Origin of the sequence: Mesorhizobium sp. M2A.F.Ca.ET.043.05.1.1, assembly GCF_003952445.1 — a bacterium.
In the GTDB taxonomy this organism is placed as follows: Bacteria; Pseudomonadota; Alphaproteobacteria; order Rhizobiales; family Rhizobiaceae; genus Mesorhizobium.
In genome coordinates, this window is record NZ_CP034446.1 from 2,228,022 (window position 1) to 2,243,327 (window position 15,306).

Sequence of the window (15,306 nt, forward strand, 5' to 3'; positions counted from 1 at the left end):
CGCACGGCCGGCACAACCGACCGGGCGCGACGCGCAACGGACCAGAGCGGCAGGTGGCTCTCCTTGCAAAGGTCCGTTGCGCGTCACAAGCCGGCGGCCGGGACGACACGCCTAAGCCATCTCGGGGCGCCTGGATGCCTCGCGAATGGCCTTGTGGACATTGCGCTGCAGGTCCATGAAAGCGGCGCTCTCCATGACCTCCTCGCGGCGCGGGCGCTCGATGTCAACGTCAAAAGTCCGCATGATGCGCCCCGGGCCGATGCCCATCACGACAATGCGGTCCGACAGGTAGACAGCCTCCTCGACGTCGTGGGTGACGAAGAGCACGGTCAGCCTGTGCTCCTCCCAGATCTGGGTGAGCAGCTCCTGCATCTGATGCCTGGTCAGGGCATCGAGCGCACCGAAGGGCTCGTCCATCAAGAGCATCTTGGGGCGGTAGGAAAGCGCGCGCGCAATGGCGACGCGCTGCTTCATGCCGCCCGACAGTTCGGATGGATAGAGATTGGCCGAGTGCGGGAGCTTGACCAGGTCGAGATGCTCAAGCGCGATCCGACGGCAGGTGGCGCGGTCATGGCCGGCGGCCTTGAGGGCGAACTCGATGTTCTGCTGCGCCGTCAGCCAGGGCAGCAGCGTATAGGACTGGAAGACGACGCCGCGATCGAGACCTGGCTTCAGGATCGGCGACCCGTCGATGTCGAGTTCACCCGAGTCGAAATCCTGCAGTCCGGCGACGATCGACAGCAGCGTGCTCTTGCCGCAGCCCGACGTGCCGACCAGCGACACGAACTCGTTGTCGGCGAGGTCGAGATTGATGTCGCGCAGCACTTCGGTGCGTCGCGCTCCGGTGCCGAAACTCTTGTGGAGGCCCTTGATCCGCAGTTTTGGGGAATTCATCGGCCGGACCTCGTCATGAACGGCTGTCCTGGCGGAACAGCACCTTGCCCAGCGCCTTCATGACCTGATCGGTGATCAGGCCGAGGATGCCGAGCAGAAGGATGTAGCCGATGATGGTGTTGGTCTGAAAATAGCGCTGCGAGACGGTGATGCGATAGCCGAGGCCGGATGTCGCGGCGACGAGTTCGGCCAGCACAAGCCACGTCCAGGCCCAGCCCAGGCTGATGCGCAGCGTATCCCAGATGCCCGGCAAGGCGCTTGGCACCACGATGCGCGTCAGGATCTTGCGGTCCGGCAGGCCGAGCGTCCGGCCGAGACCGACGAAGTCGGCCGGCACGCGCTTGACGTTGTCCATGATCATCAGCACCTGCTGGAAGAAGGTGCCGATGAAGATGATCAGGAATTTCTGGACGTCGCTCGTCCCCGCCCACAGGATGGAGAGCGGCACGAAGGCGACCACCGGCATATAGCGGATGAAATCGACCAGCGGCTCGATGGCCGCTTCCCAGGTCCGGAAGCTGCCGATCAGCACGCCGATCGGAATGGCGAGCACCGAGGCGATGAGAAAGCCGACCGAAATACGGTAGATCGAGGCCTCGAGATCGGTGAGCAGCGTGCCGTCGGCCCAGAGCTTGCCGAGTTGCGTCGCCACGCTGGCGGGCGACGGCAGGAAGATCGGCTTGACCAGGTCGAGCCCCGTCGCCGCCCACCAGGCGAGGCCAAGACCCGCAAAGACGGCCACGGCGATGATCAGAAAACGGGCGCGCGCGATGGGCGCGCCGATCCCGGAGGAGCGGCGACGGCGCATCGCCTGCCTGGCGGTAGGTCCCGTCGCCGGGCCAGGCGCGCTCGCTTTGCCGACAGGCTCGTCGGGCATCTCGGCGACCGCCACGGCCCGGTCTACTGCGCGGCCTTGACGAAGGCCGGGTCGATCATCTGCTCCGGCGTCACGTCGGCCTGAAGCAGCCCGGCATTCCTGGCGGCGGCCTCGACATCAGCGAATGTCTTGGTGGAAAAATCGCCTGTCAGCGCGCTCTTGTTCTCGGCAAGCGAATAGTAGCGCACGCCGTCGAAGGCGGTGTTGAGGTCCTCGACGCTCGAGCCGACCGCCTTGGAGATGATGGCGCGGCCGCCGGGCGTGTCGGCATTGTAGTCCTTGAGCGCCGCATCCCAGGCCTTGATCATGGCCAGCACCTGGCCGGGCCGCGACTTGATCACCTCGTCGCGCACCACCAGCACGTCGCTGATCAGGCCGGGATCCTCGCCGGCGGTGAACAGAAGCTTGACGTCCTTGTTCTGTGCCCTGGCGGTGGTGAGATAGGGCTCATAAGTGACAGCGACCGGGACGCGGCCGGCGATCAGCGCGCTGCCCGCATCCGCGGCCGGCATCGGCACCGGCTGGACGTCGGCGATCGACATGCCGCTCTTGGCCAGCGCGTATTTCAGCAGGATGTCGCTGGTCGTGCCTTCCTCGAAGGCGACCTGCTTGCCCTTGAGATCGGCGACAGAGTTGACGTCCTTGCCGGCGATCATGGCGTCGGCCGTCATCGAGACGTCGAGCAGCAGCACGATCTTGACCGGCAGGCCGGCCGCGACCATGCCCATGGCGGTGTGGGTGGCGATGTTCGCCGCATCGAGCTGGCCGCTCGCCAGGGCGGCGTTGATGTCCTTGTCCTCGCTGAAGTTGACGATCTGGACGTCCGACAGACCGCTCGCCTTGAACAGGCCCTTGGCTTCGGCGACATGCCACTGGCCGTAGCCCAGCCACGGCTCGATGCCGATCTTGAACGATCCGGCCTCGGGCGTCGCGGGAATGGCCGTATCGGCGGCGTGGGCGAGTGGGGCGAAGCCGAGGGTCGCCGCTACCACGAGCGCACGGAATTGTCCTGTGAGGTTACGCATCATCTTTGTTCCCCTTGATGATCCAGAGCGCTTTTTTGAACCAAACTTCCCGTCCGGTGAGAATGCGGCTTCTGCTTCTTGCGGCACTGTGCCTCGGCGTCTTACCTGCCACGACGACGGAAGTGAAACGATATTCAACGTCGACGATGATGGATGTCAAGGCTAAAATACATACATGCATATACAAGCTGGAGAGGCTGATTTCCGTGCTCTTGTTAGCATTTGGGCGGGCCGATCCCTGCCCGGTCATGACCGGCACCGGAGGCATGAACAATTCGACCCGCCTCACGTCTTGCGCGACGGAGAATAGCGGCTGCCGAGCGAGTAGCGGCTGCCGACATAGGTCAGCTTGCTGATGGTGGCGACGACCGCACCCGTCCATGTCCGGCGATGCAGGAGAAGGCAGCAACTGCCGACGTCGATGGCGAGGCGCCGCGCCGTCTCGGCATCGGCCGGGACCGCGGAAATGATGTGTTCGACCTCGGTCACCGGCGTCTTCTGCATCAGGTAATCATAGGTCGCCGTCTTCGAGAAATCCTGCTTGTCATAGTCGGGTATCAGGCTCGGATTGACGAACCGCTCTTCCAGTTGCACGGGCAGGTCGTTCTCGAAATTGACCACCACCGAATGATAGATCGCCGCGCGCTTGGCGAATTCGAAGGACAGCGAGAGATCCTTGGTCGGCATGATCCTTTCGAGGACGAGAACCTCGGAGCGATGCCTGTTGCCGCGCGCGACGATCTCGGCCGCGATGTTGTTAATCTCGATCAGCGTCGATTGTGGCTTTGGCGGCGCGATGAATGTCCCCACGCCCTGCAACCGGATCAGGAAGCCGGCCGATGTCAATTCCCTCAAGGCGCGGTGGACGGTCATGCGCGACACGCCGAGCGCGGCCACGAATTCATTCTCGGACGGCAGCTTGCTGTCCTTGGTCCACTTGCCGGTTCCGATGTTGGTCAGGATGTAGTCCTTGACCTTCTCGTAGAGGGGGCTGGCCGTATCGGGCAAAGCACTCATTTCAAAAGTCCTTTCCGGCGAACATCGGAAATCAGGTGCCGGCAGGCTGCCGCAGCCGGATGATGGTTTTCAAGCCGTCGCCCTGCCCCGCCAAAAGACGCTCATAAGCGGCAGGAATATCGTCCAGGCCGATCTCGCGATCGATCAGGCTGATCAGTGGTCCGGACAGCTCCGCCAGCATCCCGATGGCGTCGGGCAGCTCATCGGCAAAGGCATGGCAGCCCAGCAGACCGATCTCGCGTTCGACCAGCATGTTGGGGTCTATGTCGAGGCGGCCGTGGAAAATGCCGACCAGCGCCACGGTGGCGCCGGAACCCAGAACACCCAGCAGCTGGTTGAGCGCGGCGATGCTGCCGGTGGCCTCGACGGCCGCAAGCAGAGGCGCATCGGCGGTGGCTTCGGCAATGGCCTCGCGGTCGAGATCGACGATGGTGGCGCCGGTCACCCGGGCAACGCGCTCGCACCGAGCCTTGTTGCGATCGGCGATCAGCACCCTGCCCGAGAACGTCCGCGACAACAGCAGCGCCGCCAGGCCGCCGATGGTGCCGCAGCCGACGACAAGCACCGAACCCGCGGTCTTCGGCAGGCGCCGCACAGCATGCAGCGCGACGGCGAGCGGCTCGGCCATGGCCGCCACTCTTTCATCCAGCGCGGCGTCGATGAGATGCAGCAGGCGCGCCGGCAGCACCGTCTCCTCGGCAAAGCCGCCGTCGCATATTTCGCCGACGAAGCCCAGCGAGGCGCACAGATGCCGCCTGCCCGCGCGGCATTGCGCGCATTCCCCGCACCAGAAGCGGGAATCGGCGACCACCCGGTCACCCACGGCGACGGTGCCGACGCCCTCGCCGACCGCGACCACCGTGCCTGTCAATTCGTGGCCGGCCGTCGACGGCGCGCGGCTTATCCATTGTCCAGTGCGGAAATTGTGGAGGTCGGAGCCGCAGATGCCGGCGGCGTCGACATTGAGCTTCACCCAGCCCGCCTCGGGAGCCCCCGGCGCGGCGATGTCCTCGACGCGCAGGTCGCCTGGTCCATGGAGTCTGGCGGCCTTCATCGCGCCGGCCCGTCAGGCGCCGAGATAGCGGTCGCGGATTTCCGAGACCGCGTTCTCATGCGAGCTGAACCCCTCATAGCGGGCAAGCCTGCGGGCATGGCCGGCAAGCTCCGGATAGGCGGCCGAGGTCACATAACCGACCGACGAACGTTTCAGGAAATCCGTCACTGAAAGCGGCCCGTAAGTGCGCGCCCAGCGGCTGGTCGGCAGCACCGCATTCGGCCCGAGGACGAAATTGGCGAGCGTCACCGGCGTGTGCGGGCCCATGAGGATCTCGGCGGCCTCGGTGATGTGGCCGAGATGCGCGAACGGCTCCCTGGACAGGATTTCGAGGTGCTCGGGCGCATAGTCGTTGATGAAGCGGTAGCTGTCCTCCAGTGACGCGGTCAGCACGATGCCGCCGCGCTTGCCGGTGAGCACCGCGCGCGAGAACTCGACCCGCTGCTCGGTCATACGGGACCAATGGTCGGGAAGTGCTGCCAGGGCCGCGTCGGCGACCTTGCGGCTGTGCGTCACGAGATAGGCGGAAGAGTCCGGTCCGTGCTCAGCCTCGATCAGAAGGTCGAGCGCAGCGAGGCCGCCGTCGACGCTGTCGTCGGCGAAGATGATCGCTTCCGACGGGCCGGCCGGAAGGCCGGTGTCGATGATCGAGGACAGCAGGCTCTTGGCCGCAACCACCCAAGGGCTGCCCGGGCCGACGATCTTGAGCGCGGGCTTCACCGTCTCGGTGCCGTAGGCGACGGCCGCGACCGCATGCGCGCCGCCGCATTTGTAGACGGTCTCGACCCCGGCGAACCGAGCGGCGACCAGGGTCGCGGCATCGACGGAACCGTCCGCGGTCGGCGGCGTCACGATGGCGATCTGCGGCACGCCGGCGATGACGGCCGGAACCGAGGTCATCATGGTCACCGACGGGAAGGCGCCCTTGCCGCGCGGGACGTAGAGCGCGACCGAGCCGATCGGCGTGTAGCGGTCGCCGGCATAGGCGCCGGGGCGGACTTCCTTGAGCCACATCGTCTCGGGACGCTGCTCCTCGTGAAAATGCCTGATGTTTGTGATGCCGAAGCGGATGCTGTCGATGACATCCTTGTCGACCTTGCCGAAGGCCGCGTCGAACTCCGCTTCCGAGACCTTCAGACTGCCCGCGGCCACATCGGCCTTGTCCAGATCCCTGACGAAGCGGAGCAGGGCCGCGTCGCCTTCGGTCCTGACCGCCTCGAGGATCGGACGGACCTTCTCGACGAAGACCGAGAGGTCGGCTTCGGCGCGCTTCAGCAGGCTCGCCCGCTGTTCGGCGCTGGCGGATGAGAGGTCGTGGAAGCTGATCTCGGACATGGCTGCTCCTCAGAAAGGCGGGAAAAGTATATACATGTATGTATAATGCTCGCCAGCATTTTTCTGCATCCTCCGGGCGGACCGGCCACGGCAAACCGCATCAGATGGAGGCAAGAAAGCCCCCATCCACCGGAAAGCACTGCCCGGTGATGTAGGCCGAGGCGTCCGAGGCCAGGAAGACCGCAATGCCGTGCAGATCCGAAAGGTCGCCGAAACGATGCTGCGGGATCTTGGCGAGCATCGATTGCTGCCACGCCGCGTCGGCGTAGAACACCTCGGTCATCGCCGTCCTGAAATAGCCGGGCGCAATCGCATTGACCCTGATCCCGAGACCCGCCCATTCCGCCGACAGCGCCCGCGTCATGCCGAGCAGGCCCGACTTCGACGAACCGTAGGGCACGGCCGTGGGTATGCCGACCTCGGAGGTCAGCGAGCACAAATTGATGATGGCGCCAGGCCGTCCGGCATCGCGCATGTGGCGGGCGGCGGCCTGGGCGCAGAAGAAGGCGCCCTTGAGATTGGTGTCGACAATCCTGTCCCAGAGCGCTTCGTCGACATCGAGCGAAGGCCTGACCTCTTCCATGCCGGCATTGTTGACTAGGATGTCGAGGCCGCCAAGCAGGTTGGCTGCCTCGGCGGTCGCGGCGCGGCAGCGGGCGACGTCGGTGACATCCAGGGCAATGGCATGCGCAACGCCACCGGCGGCCCGGATCGCCGCCGTTGTCTCCTGCAGCGAAGCAAGGCTGCGCGCCGTGACGGCGACAGCGGCGCCGGCAGCGCTCAGCGCCTCGGCGATGCCGCGCCCGATGCCGCGGCTGGCGCCGGTGACGAGCGCCTTCCTGCCCGACAGGTCGAAGAGGGAAGCATTGCGCATATCGATCCTCCTTGGCCTTGCCGGCCTGCCCTCGCCCGCGAGACTAACCGATCCTTGGTTATACATACAAGCATATACAATGACTTTGGGAGCCACGCGCTACCCGCAACCGATACCGCAAGCCGTACGGCATTCCCTGCCGCTGCGATTTCGCGCGGCGACCTGTCCCTCAGATCCTGATCCCGAACCGGATGCCGTCATAGATGGCGGCGTGGATGTTGCGCGAGGCGACCGCGTCGCCGATGCGGAACAGCACGAAGCCGCCGTCGGCATTGCGCGATGGGAAGATGTCGCCGCCTTTCACCAGCCGCTCATAGTCGACCGCGCCGCCATTCTTCGACAGCGGTTTGAGCGCAAGGTAGAGGTCGTCGAGCGGCGCCGTGCCGTGCTCGACCACCACCTGGTCGACGCGCCTTTCGCCGCGCCAACCGTCGGCGAAGTCCGACGCGAGCTCGGCGACGAGCTGGTTGCCCTCGCGCCGCACCGAACGCAGGCGGGTGTTGATGGTGACGGTGACGCCTTTCTCGTGGAAGGCGCGCATATAGGGCACGTGGTTCATGCCGCCCATTTCCGGCGCGAAGAAGCGCTCCGGCGAGACCAGCTCCAGCTTCGAGCCGCTGTTGGCGATGAGCTCGGCCGCGCCCATGCCCTGATGGCCGCCATTGTCATCATAGAGCAGGACATTCTCGGCCGGCTTGACGGAGCCTGCCATGATGTCCCAGCTCGAGGTGACGAGATTGTCGCCGGCGTTCAGCGGCGGGTTCTGCGGCATGCCGCCGGTCGCCACGATCACCACGTCCGGCGCCAGCGCCAGCACATCGTCCCTCTCGGCCCAGGTGTCGTAGCGGATCTCGACACCGAGGCGGTCAAGCTCGGCCAGCCGCCAGTCGATGATGCCGATCAGTTCCTTGCGGCGCGGGTTCTGGGTGGCGAGCCTCACCTGGCCGCCCGCCTGGCTGGAGGCTTCGAGCACCGTCACCTGGTGACCGCGTTCGGCCGCGACGCGCGCGGCTTCCAGGCCACCCGCGCCGGCGCCTACGACCACGACCTTCTTCTTCGGTCCTTCGCTCTTGGCGATGATGTGCGGAACGGTCGCCTCGCGGCCGGTTGCGGCGTTGTGGACGCACAGCGCCTCGCCGCCCTCATAGATGCGGTCGAGGCAATAGGTGGCGCCGACGCAAGGCCGGATCTCATGCTCGCGGCCTTCCATCACCTTCTTGACGATATGCGGATCGGCGATATGGGCGCGCGTCATGCCGACCATGTCGAGCTTGCCGGTGGCGATGGCGTGGCGCGCCGTGGCGACGTCGGAAATGCGCGCGGCATGGAAGGTCGGGAACTTGGTCGCCGCCCTCACCTCGCCGGCGAAATCCAGATGCGGCGAGGAGCGCATGCCGGTCACCGGGATCACCTTGGTCAGCGACGCGTCCGTCTCGATCGTGCCGCGGATGATGTTGAGGAAATCGACCTTGCCGGAATTGGCAAGCCGCCTGGCGATCTCGACGCCGACTTCCTTCGAGATGCCGTTTTCGAGATCCTCGTCGGCAACCATGCGAATGCCGACGATGAATTCTTTACCGACCGCGGCACGCACGGCGTCGAGCACCATGTCGGTGAAGCGCAACCGATTGTCGAGCGAGCCGCCGAACTCATCGTCGCGATGGTTGGTGAGCGGCGACCAGAAGCCGTCCATCAGATGGCCGTAGGATTCGAACTCGATGCCGTCGAGGCCGGCCGCCTGGCAGCGCTGCGCGGCCGCGGCGTAGTCGGCGACGATGCGCTCGATGTCCCATTCCTCGATGGTCTTGGGAAAGGCGCGATGCGCCGGCTCGCGCACCGGCGAAGCCGACAGCACCGGCAGCCAGTCGGCCTTGTTCCAGCCGGTGCGGCGACCGAGATGGGTGATCTGGATCATCACCTTGCAGTCATGCTCATGGCAGGCATCCGCCAGTTCGGCGAGCCAGGGCACGATGCGGTCGTCATAGACATGCAAATTGCCGAAGGCGGCCGGGCTGTCGCGCGAGACGATCGCCGAGCCAGCCGTCATTGTGAGCGCCATGCCGCCCTTGGCCTTCTCGGCATGGTAGAGCCGGTAGCGCTCCTTCGGCATGCCGTCCTCGGAATAGGCCGGCTCATGGCTGGTCGACATCACCCGGTTCTTCAGCGTCAGGTGCTTGAGCTGGTAGGGTTGGAGAAGCGGGTCGTTGCTGGTCATCGTCTTCCTGCCGTTTCAAATTGTGCTAATGAGCGCGCCAAATGTGCCGCGCCCGAAAGAATTGCGGTGCCTTCTTCGTTCTTCGTTTACGCCCGCCACCTTCGAACTGCGGTTCGGACCGGCGGCAAGGAGCCATTGATGACCGACGCCAAGAATCTCACCCAGCTCGGCAAGCACGTCGAGACGCCACAGAGCCCCGAACAGGCGGTCCTGGAGACCGTGCCGTTCCAGCGCGGAGATGGCCCACCGGCGATCGTGCGCTTCACCTGCCCCGAATTCACCTCGCTCTGCCCGGTCACCGGCCAGCCGGATTTCGCCCACATCGTCATCGACTACGCACCCGACCGGACGCTGGTGGAATCGAAGTCGCTGAAGCTGTTCATGACCTCGTTCCGCAACCACGGCGCCTTCCATGAGGAATGCACGGTGATGATCGGCCGCCGCATCGTCGAAGCGACCAAGCCGCTCTGGCTGCGCGTCGGCGGCTACTGGTTCCCGCGCGGCGGCATCCCGATCGATGTCTTCTGGCAGACCGGCGCTCCGCCCGAGGACGTATGGCTGCCCGATACCGGCGTGGCGCCCTATCGTGGGAGAGGGTGAGCGCTCAGACATGGCTGGCCTGGCAAATGTTCTTTGACAGGAAAGGCAGAACCGCCTTGCGGTAACGAGACTCATCGTAGCGCAAGAGGTCGACGTGACCGGCGCCTTCGAACCAGACGAGCTCCGACGCGGGCGCCGCGTTATGCAAGGCCGCCATCTGGCCGCGATCGATGAACGGATCGGAACCGCCTGCCAGCAGCATCAGCGGTTTGCCGATCTTGCCGATGCGGTCCACAGGCCTGACGTCGTCGGCGCCGAAGCCAAGGCGCACCGACATTTGTGCCAGCAAGATATCGGCCTGCAAGCTGCGCAAGGCATAGAACGGCATGCGCCGGGCCGTCGTCTCGCGCAAGGTCGCGTAGAGCTGTTCGAGCACATAGGCGTCGGCCAGTGCCTGCGGCGTCGCAAAGACAAACGACGCGGCACCCAGCGACGAGCCGAGCGCGCCGATTTTCTGACCGAGAAAGCGCTGCCTCGCATAGGCCAGGATTCGGGCGGCGTCTTGCCCCTCACTGTAGCCGAAGCCCTGAACGGTACCGCCGCTCTCGCCGTGACCCGACAGGTCGAAGAGGACCACGGAATAGCCGGCGTCGAACAGCATTTTCGCCCTTTGCACCGTTGCCAATCGATTGGCGCCCCGCCCATGCAACAGGACGATCGCGCCGCAACTGCCCTTGCGCTCGGCCGCCCAACCGACAAGCTCTGGCGCACCAGTTTGTTCGAGCACCACGCGTTCGACTGGCAAATCGCTCGGTGCCATCAGACTTTGACGAGGCTCTCGCGCGATCAGCGTCGTTCCGACCGCCCAGTCGACGACGCCGGCAGTGGCGAAAAGTCCCACAATGGCGGTAGCAAGCAGAGCGCGCCGTTTCATCCGTCGATCTGCCCTGTCACCATCATTCGCACTGATACTGGCTCAGCGCCCATTCGCCGGTGACCGACAGGAGATCGGAGACCTTCCAGGCGCCGCCGACCTTCTTCAGCTTCCATTCCAGGCGGTGCTGGTGGCCCTCGACGACGAAGGCGACGACCACCTTGGCCTCGTCGCCATTGACGGCTTCGATGGTGCGCAGACTCCGGTCGATGGCCAGTTTGTCATAGTCGGCATTGTCGAGGGCCATGTTGGGGTCGAGGCATTCCCCCTGCCCCGAGGCGCGCAGCGCATCGCTCTTGTCGAGCACGGTTTTCGCCGGATCGGTGAAGTTCTTGCGCTGCGCAGGATCGAGCTCCAGCCCGAGATGCTCGTAGAAGGGCTTCACCACCGCGGTCGGCGATCCGGGCAGAACAGGGGCCACGGGCGCCGGTTCGGCCGGCTTGCTGTCCGGCGCAGCGGCTGCGGGCGGCGACGTGTCGGCCGCAGGCGGCGAGGTGTTGTCGCCGGATGAGGCTTTCGGCGGCGGCGCGCTGAAGAGCCCCTGCGCAGAGGCGACGCCGCTCAGCCCCGCGGCCAGCATCGACAAGCTCGCCAGCGCGAGGACAAAGCGCCGAGGCACGGCGTCACTCCGTCGAGGCGCCGCATCCCAGCGCGCTGAGCTTCCAGTCGCTGGTTTTGGAACTGATATCGGCGATCTTCCACTTGCCGTCCACTTTCTTCAGCGACCACACCATTTCGCGTTTGGAGTCATCGCCTTCCGGGAAAAGATTGAAGTTGGCCGTCACTTCGGCGGTGTCGCCATTGACGGTCTCGGTGAGCTTCAGCGTCTTCGACAGGGTCTTCTGATCGAAATCCTGCGCGTCGAGGCCTGGGTCGAAGTCGAGGCAGGACACCTCGTCGGGCTTCTCCTTTTGCGCCTTGTCGTTGGCTTCGAACAGCTTGGTGACCGGCTCGGTGAAACGGTCGCGGTATTTGGCGTCTCCCTCGAACTTCACCGAAGGCACGTAGAAGAACTTCACGGCGTTGGAGGCCGGCCCGGCAAGCACGGCGGCGGGCAAGGCAATCGAGAAGACAGCGGCAAGCACTATCGGCTTCATGCAGGATCTCCGGGGTTCGGCGGCGTGGCGGCACGCTTGCCACCACGCCTCCTGCATATCGCCTTTTTTGCGGCTCATGAAGTCTTTGCGGCTCATGAAGCCCGGGCGCGCTCAGGCATCCAGCCAGACGTTCTGGAAGTCCATCTCGTATGTCTGGTGCATCGAGTAGTTCTTCACCTTCTTGTTCATGTGGCAGTAGAGCTTCTGCCAGAAGGGCTGGATGATGACGCCGGAGTCCTGCAGGATCGTCTCGACGTCCTTCATCACCTCCTTGCGCTTGGCGACGTCGATCTGCGACAGCGCCTCCTTGAGCTTGGCGTCGAACTCCGGATTGGAGTAGGCCGTCTCGTTCCAGGCCTCGCCGGTGCGGTAGCCCAGCGCCAGAACCTGGACGCCGAGCGGGCGCATGTACCAGATGGTCATGGAATAGGGATATTTCGTCCAGTCGTTCCAGAAGGTGGAGCCGGGCAACACGGTGCGCTTCACCTTGATGCCGGCATCGCGCAGCTGGCCGGCAATGGCATCGCCGGTGTTCTTCTGCCACTCGTCCTCGACGGTGATTAGCTCATGCTCGAAGTCGGCCTGGCCAGCTTCGGCCATCAGCTTCTTGGCGCCGGTGGCATCGCGCTCCTTCTTGGGCAGCGGGTAGTATTCGGGATGGATCGGGGCGACGTGATGGTTCTCGCCGACCGTGCCGCGGCCATTATAGCCAAGCTGCATCACCTGGTTGTTGTCGACCGCCATCTGCAGCGCGTTGCGCACCCGCTTGTCGTCATAGGGCTTGTGGGTGACGTTGGTGCGGGCAACGAGCGTGGTCGCGGTCGCGACCTCCGACTTCACCAGGCCCATCTTGTCCAGCGGGTCGATGTAGTCGGCCGGTGTTTCGAAATCGAGGTCGACCTCGCCGGAATCGAAGGCATTGAGCGTGGCGTTGAAATCGGTGCCGTAGTCTATGAACTCCACCCCGTCGAGCGGCGCCTCGCCGCCCCACCATCTGCCGTTCTCGCGGCGCTTGACGACCGCTTTCTGGCCGACATCGTAGGAGACCAGCTCGAACGCTCCGGTGCCGATCGGCTTCTTGATCGGATCGGCGCCGTCCTTGTCGAAGTCGCGATGCACGACCAGCGCCGGATAGTCGGTGAGGCCCGGGATGATGGCGATATCGGCTTCGACGAGCTTCAGCTTGACCGTGTGGTCGTCGACCTTGGTGATGGCGCCATCCTTGGCCTTGCCGGTCTTGGTGTCGATCAGCGCGCCGACGCGGGCGGCCATGGAATTGCCGGAAGCCGCCTTGTCGCACCAGCGGTTCAGATTGGCGACAACGTCATCGGCGTTGAAGGCATCGCCATTGTTCCAGGCGACGCCCTTGCGCAGATGCAGCGTGTATTCGGTGGCGTCGTCATTGACGTCCCAGCTTTCGAGCAGAACCGGCTCGAAGGTGAACTGGTGGGTGTAGCGCACCAGCGGCTCCAGCCACGTGCGGGTGACGTTCGCCATCTCGGTCCAGTCATAGGTGCGCGGGTCCTTCTGCGCCTTGACCGACATCGCGACATGCAGCGTTCCGCCCTTCTTCGGCTCGTCGGCCAGCGCCTTGGTCGGCGCGGCAAGGCCGAGCATGCCATAGGCGAAAGCCGTGGATGCGCCGAAGGCGCTGGCCAGCGCCAGGAATTCGCGCCGGTCGACACGGCCCGCGCGCGCCTCCCCGGCCATCGTCTCGATCGCGGCCGGGACCCGGTCACCATTGCTTCTGAAAAGTGTCATTCTCGTTCTCCCATTGATCTGGTCGGGTCTTCGCCCGGTTGGTTTAACTCTTTTTTGGAGCATGATCTTTTCCGAAAACCGGTTCCCACTTTTCGGGATCATGTTCCGACGCTGCCTTCCATCAACTGACGCTGTCCGGCAGCTTTTCCTCGCGCCGCGCGATCAAATCCCTGAGACCTTCGGCAATGCCCTCGTCGAGCTTCGGCTCCTGGTAGTCGGCCAGCATGGCGCGCGCCTTCTCGAGGCCGCGTGTGTCATGGTCCTTCGCGCCCTCGGCGCTCCATTGCTCGAAGGAATTGAAGTCCATGATGTTGGGCATGAAGAAGGCGCTCTCGAAATGCTCGAGCGTATGCTGCGTGCCGAGGAAATGGCCTTGCGGGCCGACCTCGCGGATCGCCGCCATCGCGTCCTTGAAATCATCGAAGGACACACCGCCGGCATATTTGTACCAGCCGACGAGCTGCTCGCAGTCGGTGGCGAATTTCGAATAGCCGCAGGTCAGCCCCGCTTCCAGCCAGCCGGCGGAATGCCAGATGTAGTTGGCGCCGGAAAGGATCGCGGCATGCATCAGCATGTTCGCCTCGTAACCCGCCTGCGCGTCGTTGAGCTTCGAGCCGACATGGAAGCCGGAGGTGCGCCAGGGCAGCTTGTATTTCCTGGCCAGCGCTCCCATCAGATACATCATCTGGGCGGCCTCCGGGGTGCCGCCCATCGGCGCGCCGGTCTTCATGTCGACGGTCACCATGAACTGACCGTAGAGCTGCGGCGAGCCGGGCCGGATGAGCTGGGTCAAGGCCACGCCGGCGAGCGCTTCGGCGTTGACCTGCGCCACCGCGCCGACGGCGGAGGCGGAGGTCGAAGCGCCGCACAGCGCGAAGGGGGCCAGGATCAGCGGCTGGTTGTGGCTGGCATAAACCCGCATCGCGTCGATCATGGTGGCATCCCACACCAGCGGCGAATTGCAGTTGGTGATCGAAACCAGCACCGGGTTGTCGCGCACGAACTCCTCGCCGAAGACGATGCCAGCCATCGCCATCGTGTCTTCGGCGCGCTCCTTGGACGTGACGATGCCCATGAACGGCTTGTCGGAGTGCTTCAGCGCCGAATGAATGATGTGAAGGTGCCGCTTCGGCACCGCGATCTCCATCGGCTCGCAGATGACCGAGCTCGAGGAATGCAGCGCCGGCGCCATGTAGGCCATCTTGTGGAAATTGTTGAGGTCGGCCAGCGTGCCGTAGCGGCGCTTGTTGTCGAGGTCGCGGACATAGGGCGCGCCATACATCGGCACGAAGATGGAATTCTTGCCGCCGACGCGCACTGTCCTCTCGGGGTTTCGCGCGTGCAGCGTGAACTCCGGCGGGACCTTCGAGACCAGCTCCATCAGGAGCGCGCGGTCGATGCGGACACGCGTTTGCCTGACATCGGCGCCGGCCGCCTTCCAGAGCTCGATCGCGCCGTCGTCGCGGAATTCGCAGCCCACCTCCTCGAGGATCTTCAGCGATTCCTCATGGATCAGCTCCACTGCCTCGTCGGGCACGATCTCATAGGCGGGGATTTTGCGCACAAGGGTGGGGAAGGACGCGATCGGCGCGCTTCTCAGCGCCTTGCGGCCGAGCCGGCCGCCGCCGCGGCGGTGGGTCTGTTCGGTCAGTTCAACGGCCGGTGCGTTCATGGAGGCTCCTT

At 64.8% G+C, this 15,306-nt stretch carries 15 protein-coding genes; 1 reads left to right on the plus strand and 14 read right to left on the minus strand.

Features of this window, described 5'->3' with window-relative positions:
* Positions 1–111: 111 nt before the first annotated feature.
* The 9 genes from EJ069_RS10790 to EJ069_RS10830 all read right to left on the minus strand — a co-directional run bounded on the left by EJ069_RS10790 (position 112) and on the right by EJ069_RS10830 (position 9,291).
* A complete protein-coding gene (locus EJ069_RS10790) occupies positions 112–894 on the minus strand; it encodes an ABC transporter ATP-binding protein (RefSeq protein WP_126061263.1) in 783 nt (260 codons plus the stop codon).
* 13 nt (positions 895–907) lie between these two features.
* Positions 908–1,702, minus strand: a complete 795-nt coding sequence (locus tag EJ069_RS10795) for an ABC transporter permease (RefSeq protein WP_126064683.1) — start codon at positions 1,700–1,702, stop codon at positions 908–910.
* Between the two features lie 92 nt (positions 1,703–1,794).
* Complete coding sequence (locus tag EJ069_RS10800; protein WP_126064684.1) at positions 1,795–2,796, minus strand: ABC transporter substrate-binding protein; 1,002 nt, start codon at positions 2,794–2,796, stop codon at positions 1,795–1,797.
* Positions 2,789–3,064: a hypothetical protein gene (locus tag EJ069_RS10805; protein WP_126061264.1), complete on the minus strand. Its 276-nt coding sequence runs from the start codon at positions 3,062–3,064 to the stop codon at positions 2,789–2,791. Before EJ069_RS10805 ends, EJ069_RS10800 begins: the two co-directional genes overlap by 8 nt.
* A 17-nt stretch (positions 3,065–3,081) precedes the next feature.
* Positions 3,082–3,813, minus strand: coding sequence for a histidine utilization repressor (hutC, locus tag EJ069_RS10810; protein ID WP_126061265.1), 732 nt, complete (start codon positions 3,811–3,813; stop codon positions 3,082–3,084).
* Positions 3,814–3,844: 31 nt separating this feature from the next.
* Positions 3,845–4,867, minus strand: coding sequence for an alcohol dehydrogenase catalytic domain-containing protein (locus EJ069_RS10815; RefSeq protein ID WP_126061266.1), 1,023 nt, complete (start codon positions 4,865–4,867; stop codon positions 3,845–3,847).
* 12 nt (positions 4,868–4,879) lie between these two features.
* Positions 4,880–6,202: a histidinol dehydrogenase gene (hisD, locus tag EJ069_RS10820; protein ID WP_126061267.1), complete on the minus strand. Its 1,323-nt coding sequence runs from the start codon at positions 6,200–6,202 to the stop codon at positions 4,880–4,882.
* A gap of 100 nt (positions 6,203–6,302) precedes the next feature.
* Complete coding sequence (locus EJ069_RS10825) at positions 6,303–7,076, minus strand: glucose 1-dehydrogenase (RefSeq protein WP_126061268.1); 774 nt, start codon at positions 7,074–7,076, stop codon at positions 6,303–6,305.
* Between the two features lie 169 nt (positions 7,077–7,245).
* Entirely contained in the window at positions 7,246–9,291 is a 2,046-nt protein-coding gene (locus EJ069_RS10830; protein ID WP_126061269.1) for an NADH:flavin oxidoreductase, read from the minus strand.
* A 138-nt stretch (positions 9,292–9,429) separates the two neighbouring features.
* On the opposite strand from EJ069_RS10830, the gene queF reads away from it, so the two are divergent.
* A complete protein-coding gene (gene queF, locus EJ069_RS10835) occupies positions 9,430–9,891 on the plus strand; it encodes a preQ(1) synthase (RefSeq protein WP_126061270.1) in 462 nt (153 codons plus the stop codon).
* 4 nt (positions 9,892–9,895) lie between these two features.
* Here queF and EJ069_RS10840 read toward each other — a convergent pair whose 3' ends face one another.
* From EJ069_RS10840 to EJ069_RS10860, 5 genes are all read right to left on the minus strand, one after another.
* Positions 9,896–10,765, minus strand: a complete 870-nt coding sequence (locus EJ069_RS10840; protein WP_126061271.1) for an alpha/beta fold hydrolase — start codon at positions 10,763–10,765, stop codon at positions 9,896–9,898.
* A 22-nt stretch (positions 10,766–10,787) separates the two neighbouring features.
* Positions 10,788–11,384 (minus strand): hypothetical protein, encoded by a 597-nt coding sequence (locus tag EJ069_RS10845; RefSeq protein ID WP_126061272.1) that lies wholly within the window; start codon positions 11,382–11,384, stop codon positions 10,788–10,790.
* 4 nt (positions 11,385–11,388) lie between these two features.
* Complete coding sequence (locus tag EJ069_RS10850) at positions 11,389–11,862, minus strand: DUF3828 domain-containing protein (RefSeq protein WP_126061273.1); 474 nt, start codon at positions 11,860–11,862, stop codon at positions 11,389–11,391.
* A 111-nt stretch (positions 11,863–11,973) separates the two neighbouring features.
* Entirely contained in the window at positions 11,974–13,623 is a 1,650-nt protein-coding gene (locus tag EJ069_RS10855) for an ABC transporter substrate-binding protein (RefSeq protein ID WP_126061274.1), read from the minus strand.
* Between the two features lie 121 nt (positions 13,624–13,744).
* Positions 13,745–15,295 (minus strand): trimethylamine methyltransferase family protein, encoded by a 1,551-nt coding sequence (locus tag EJ069_RS10860; RefSeq protein ID WP_126061275.1) that lies wholly within the window; start codon positions 15,293–15,295, stop codon positions 13,745–13,747.
* Positions 15,296–15,306 lie beyond the last annotated feature (11 nt).

Bases quoted from the DNA above. Each gene is read 5' to 3' on its own strand.
- EJ069_RS10790 (WP_126061263.1), bottom strand. From the start codon at position 894: ATGAATTCCCCAAAACTGCGGATCAAGGGCCTCCACAAGAGTTTCGGC.
- EJ069_RS10795 (WP_126064683.1), bottom strand. From the start codon at position 1,702: ATGCGCCGTCGCCGCTCCTCCGGGATCGGCGCGCCCATCGCGCGCGCC.
- EJ069_RS10800 (WP_126064684.1), bottom strand. From the start codon at position 2,796: ATGCGTAACCTCACAGGACAATTCCGTGCGCTCGTGGTAGCGGCGACC.
- EJ069_RS10805 (WP_126061264.1), bottom strand. From the start codon at position 3,064: ATGCCTCCGGTGCCGGTCATGACCGGGCAGGGATCGGCCCGCCCAAAT.
- hutC (WP_126061265.1), bottom strand. From the start codon at position 3,813: ATGAGTGCTTTGCCCGATACGGCCAGCCCCCTCTACGAGAAGGTCAAG.
- EJ069_RS10815 (WP_126061266.1), bottom strand. From the start codon at position 4,867: ATGAAGGCCGCCAGACTCCATGGACCAGGCGACCTGCGCGTCGAGGAC.
- hisD (WP_126061267.1), bottom strand. From the start codon at position 6,202: ATGTCCGAGATCAGCTTCCACGACCTCTCATCCGCCAGCGCCGAACAG.
- EJ069_RS10825 (WP_126061268.1), bottom strand. From the start codon at position 7,076: ATGCGCAATGCTTCCCTCTTCGACCTGTCGGGCAGGAAGGCGCTCGTC.
- EJ069_RS10830 (WP_126061269.1), bottom strand. From the start codon at position 9,291: ATGACCAGCAACGACCCGCTTCTCCAACCCTACCAGCTCAAGCACCTG.
- queF (WP_126061270.1), top strand. From the start codon at position 9,430: ATGACCGACGCCAAGAATCTCACCCAGCTCGGCAAGCACGTCGAGACG.
- EJ069_RS10840 (WP_126061271.1), bottom strand. From the start codon at position 10,765: ATGAAACGGCGCGCTCTGCTTGCTACCGCCATTGTGGGACTTTTCGCC.
- EJ069_RS10850 (WP_126061273.1), bottom strand. From the start codon at position 11,862: ATGAAGCCGATAGTGCTTGCCGCTGTCTTCTCGATTGCCTTGCCCGCC.
- EJ069_RS10855 (WP_126061274.1), bottom strand. From the start codon at position 13,623: ATGACACTTTTCAGAAGCAATGGTGACCGGGTCCCGGCCGCGATCGAG.
- EJ069_RS10860 (WP_126061275.1), bottom strand. From the start codon at position 15,295: ATGAACGCACCGGCCGTTGAACTGACCGAACAGACCCACCGCCGCGGC.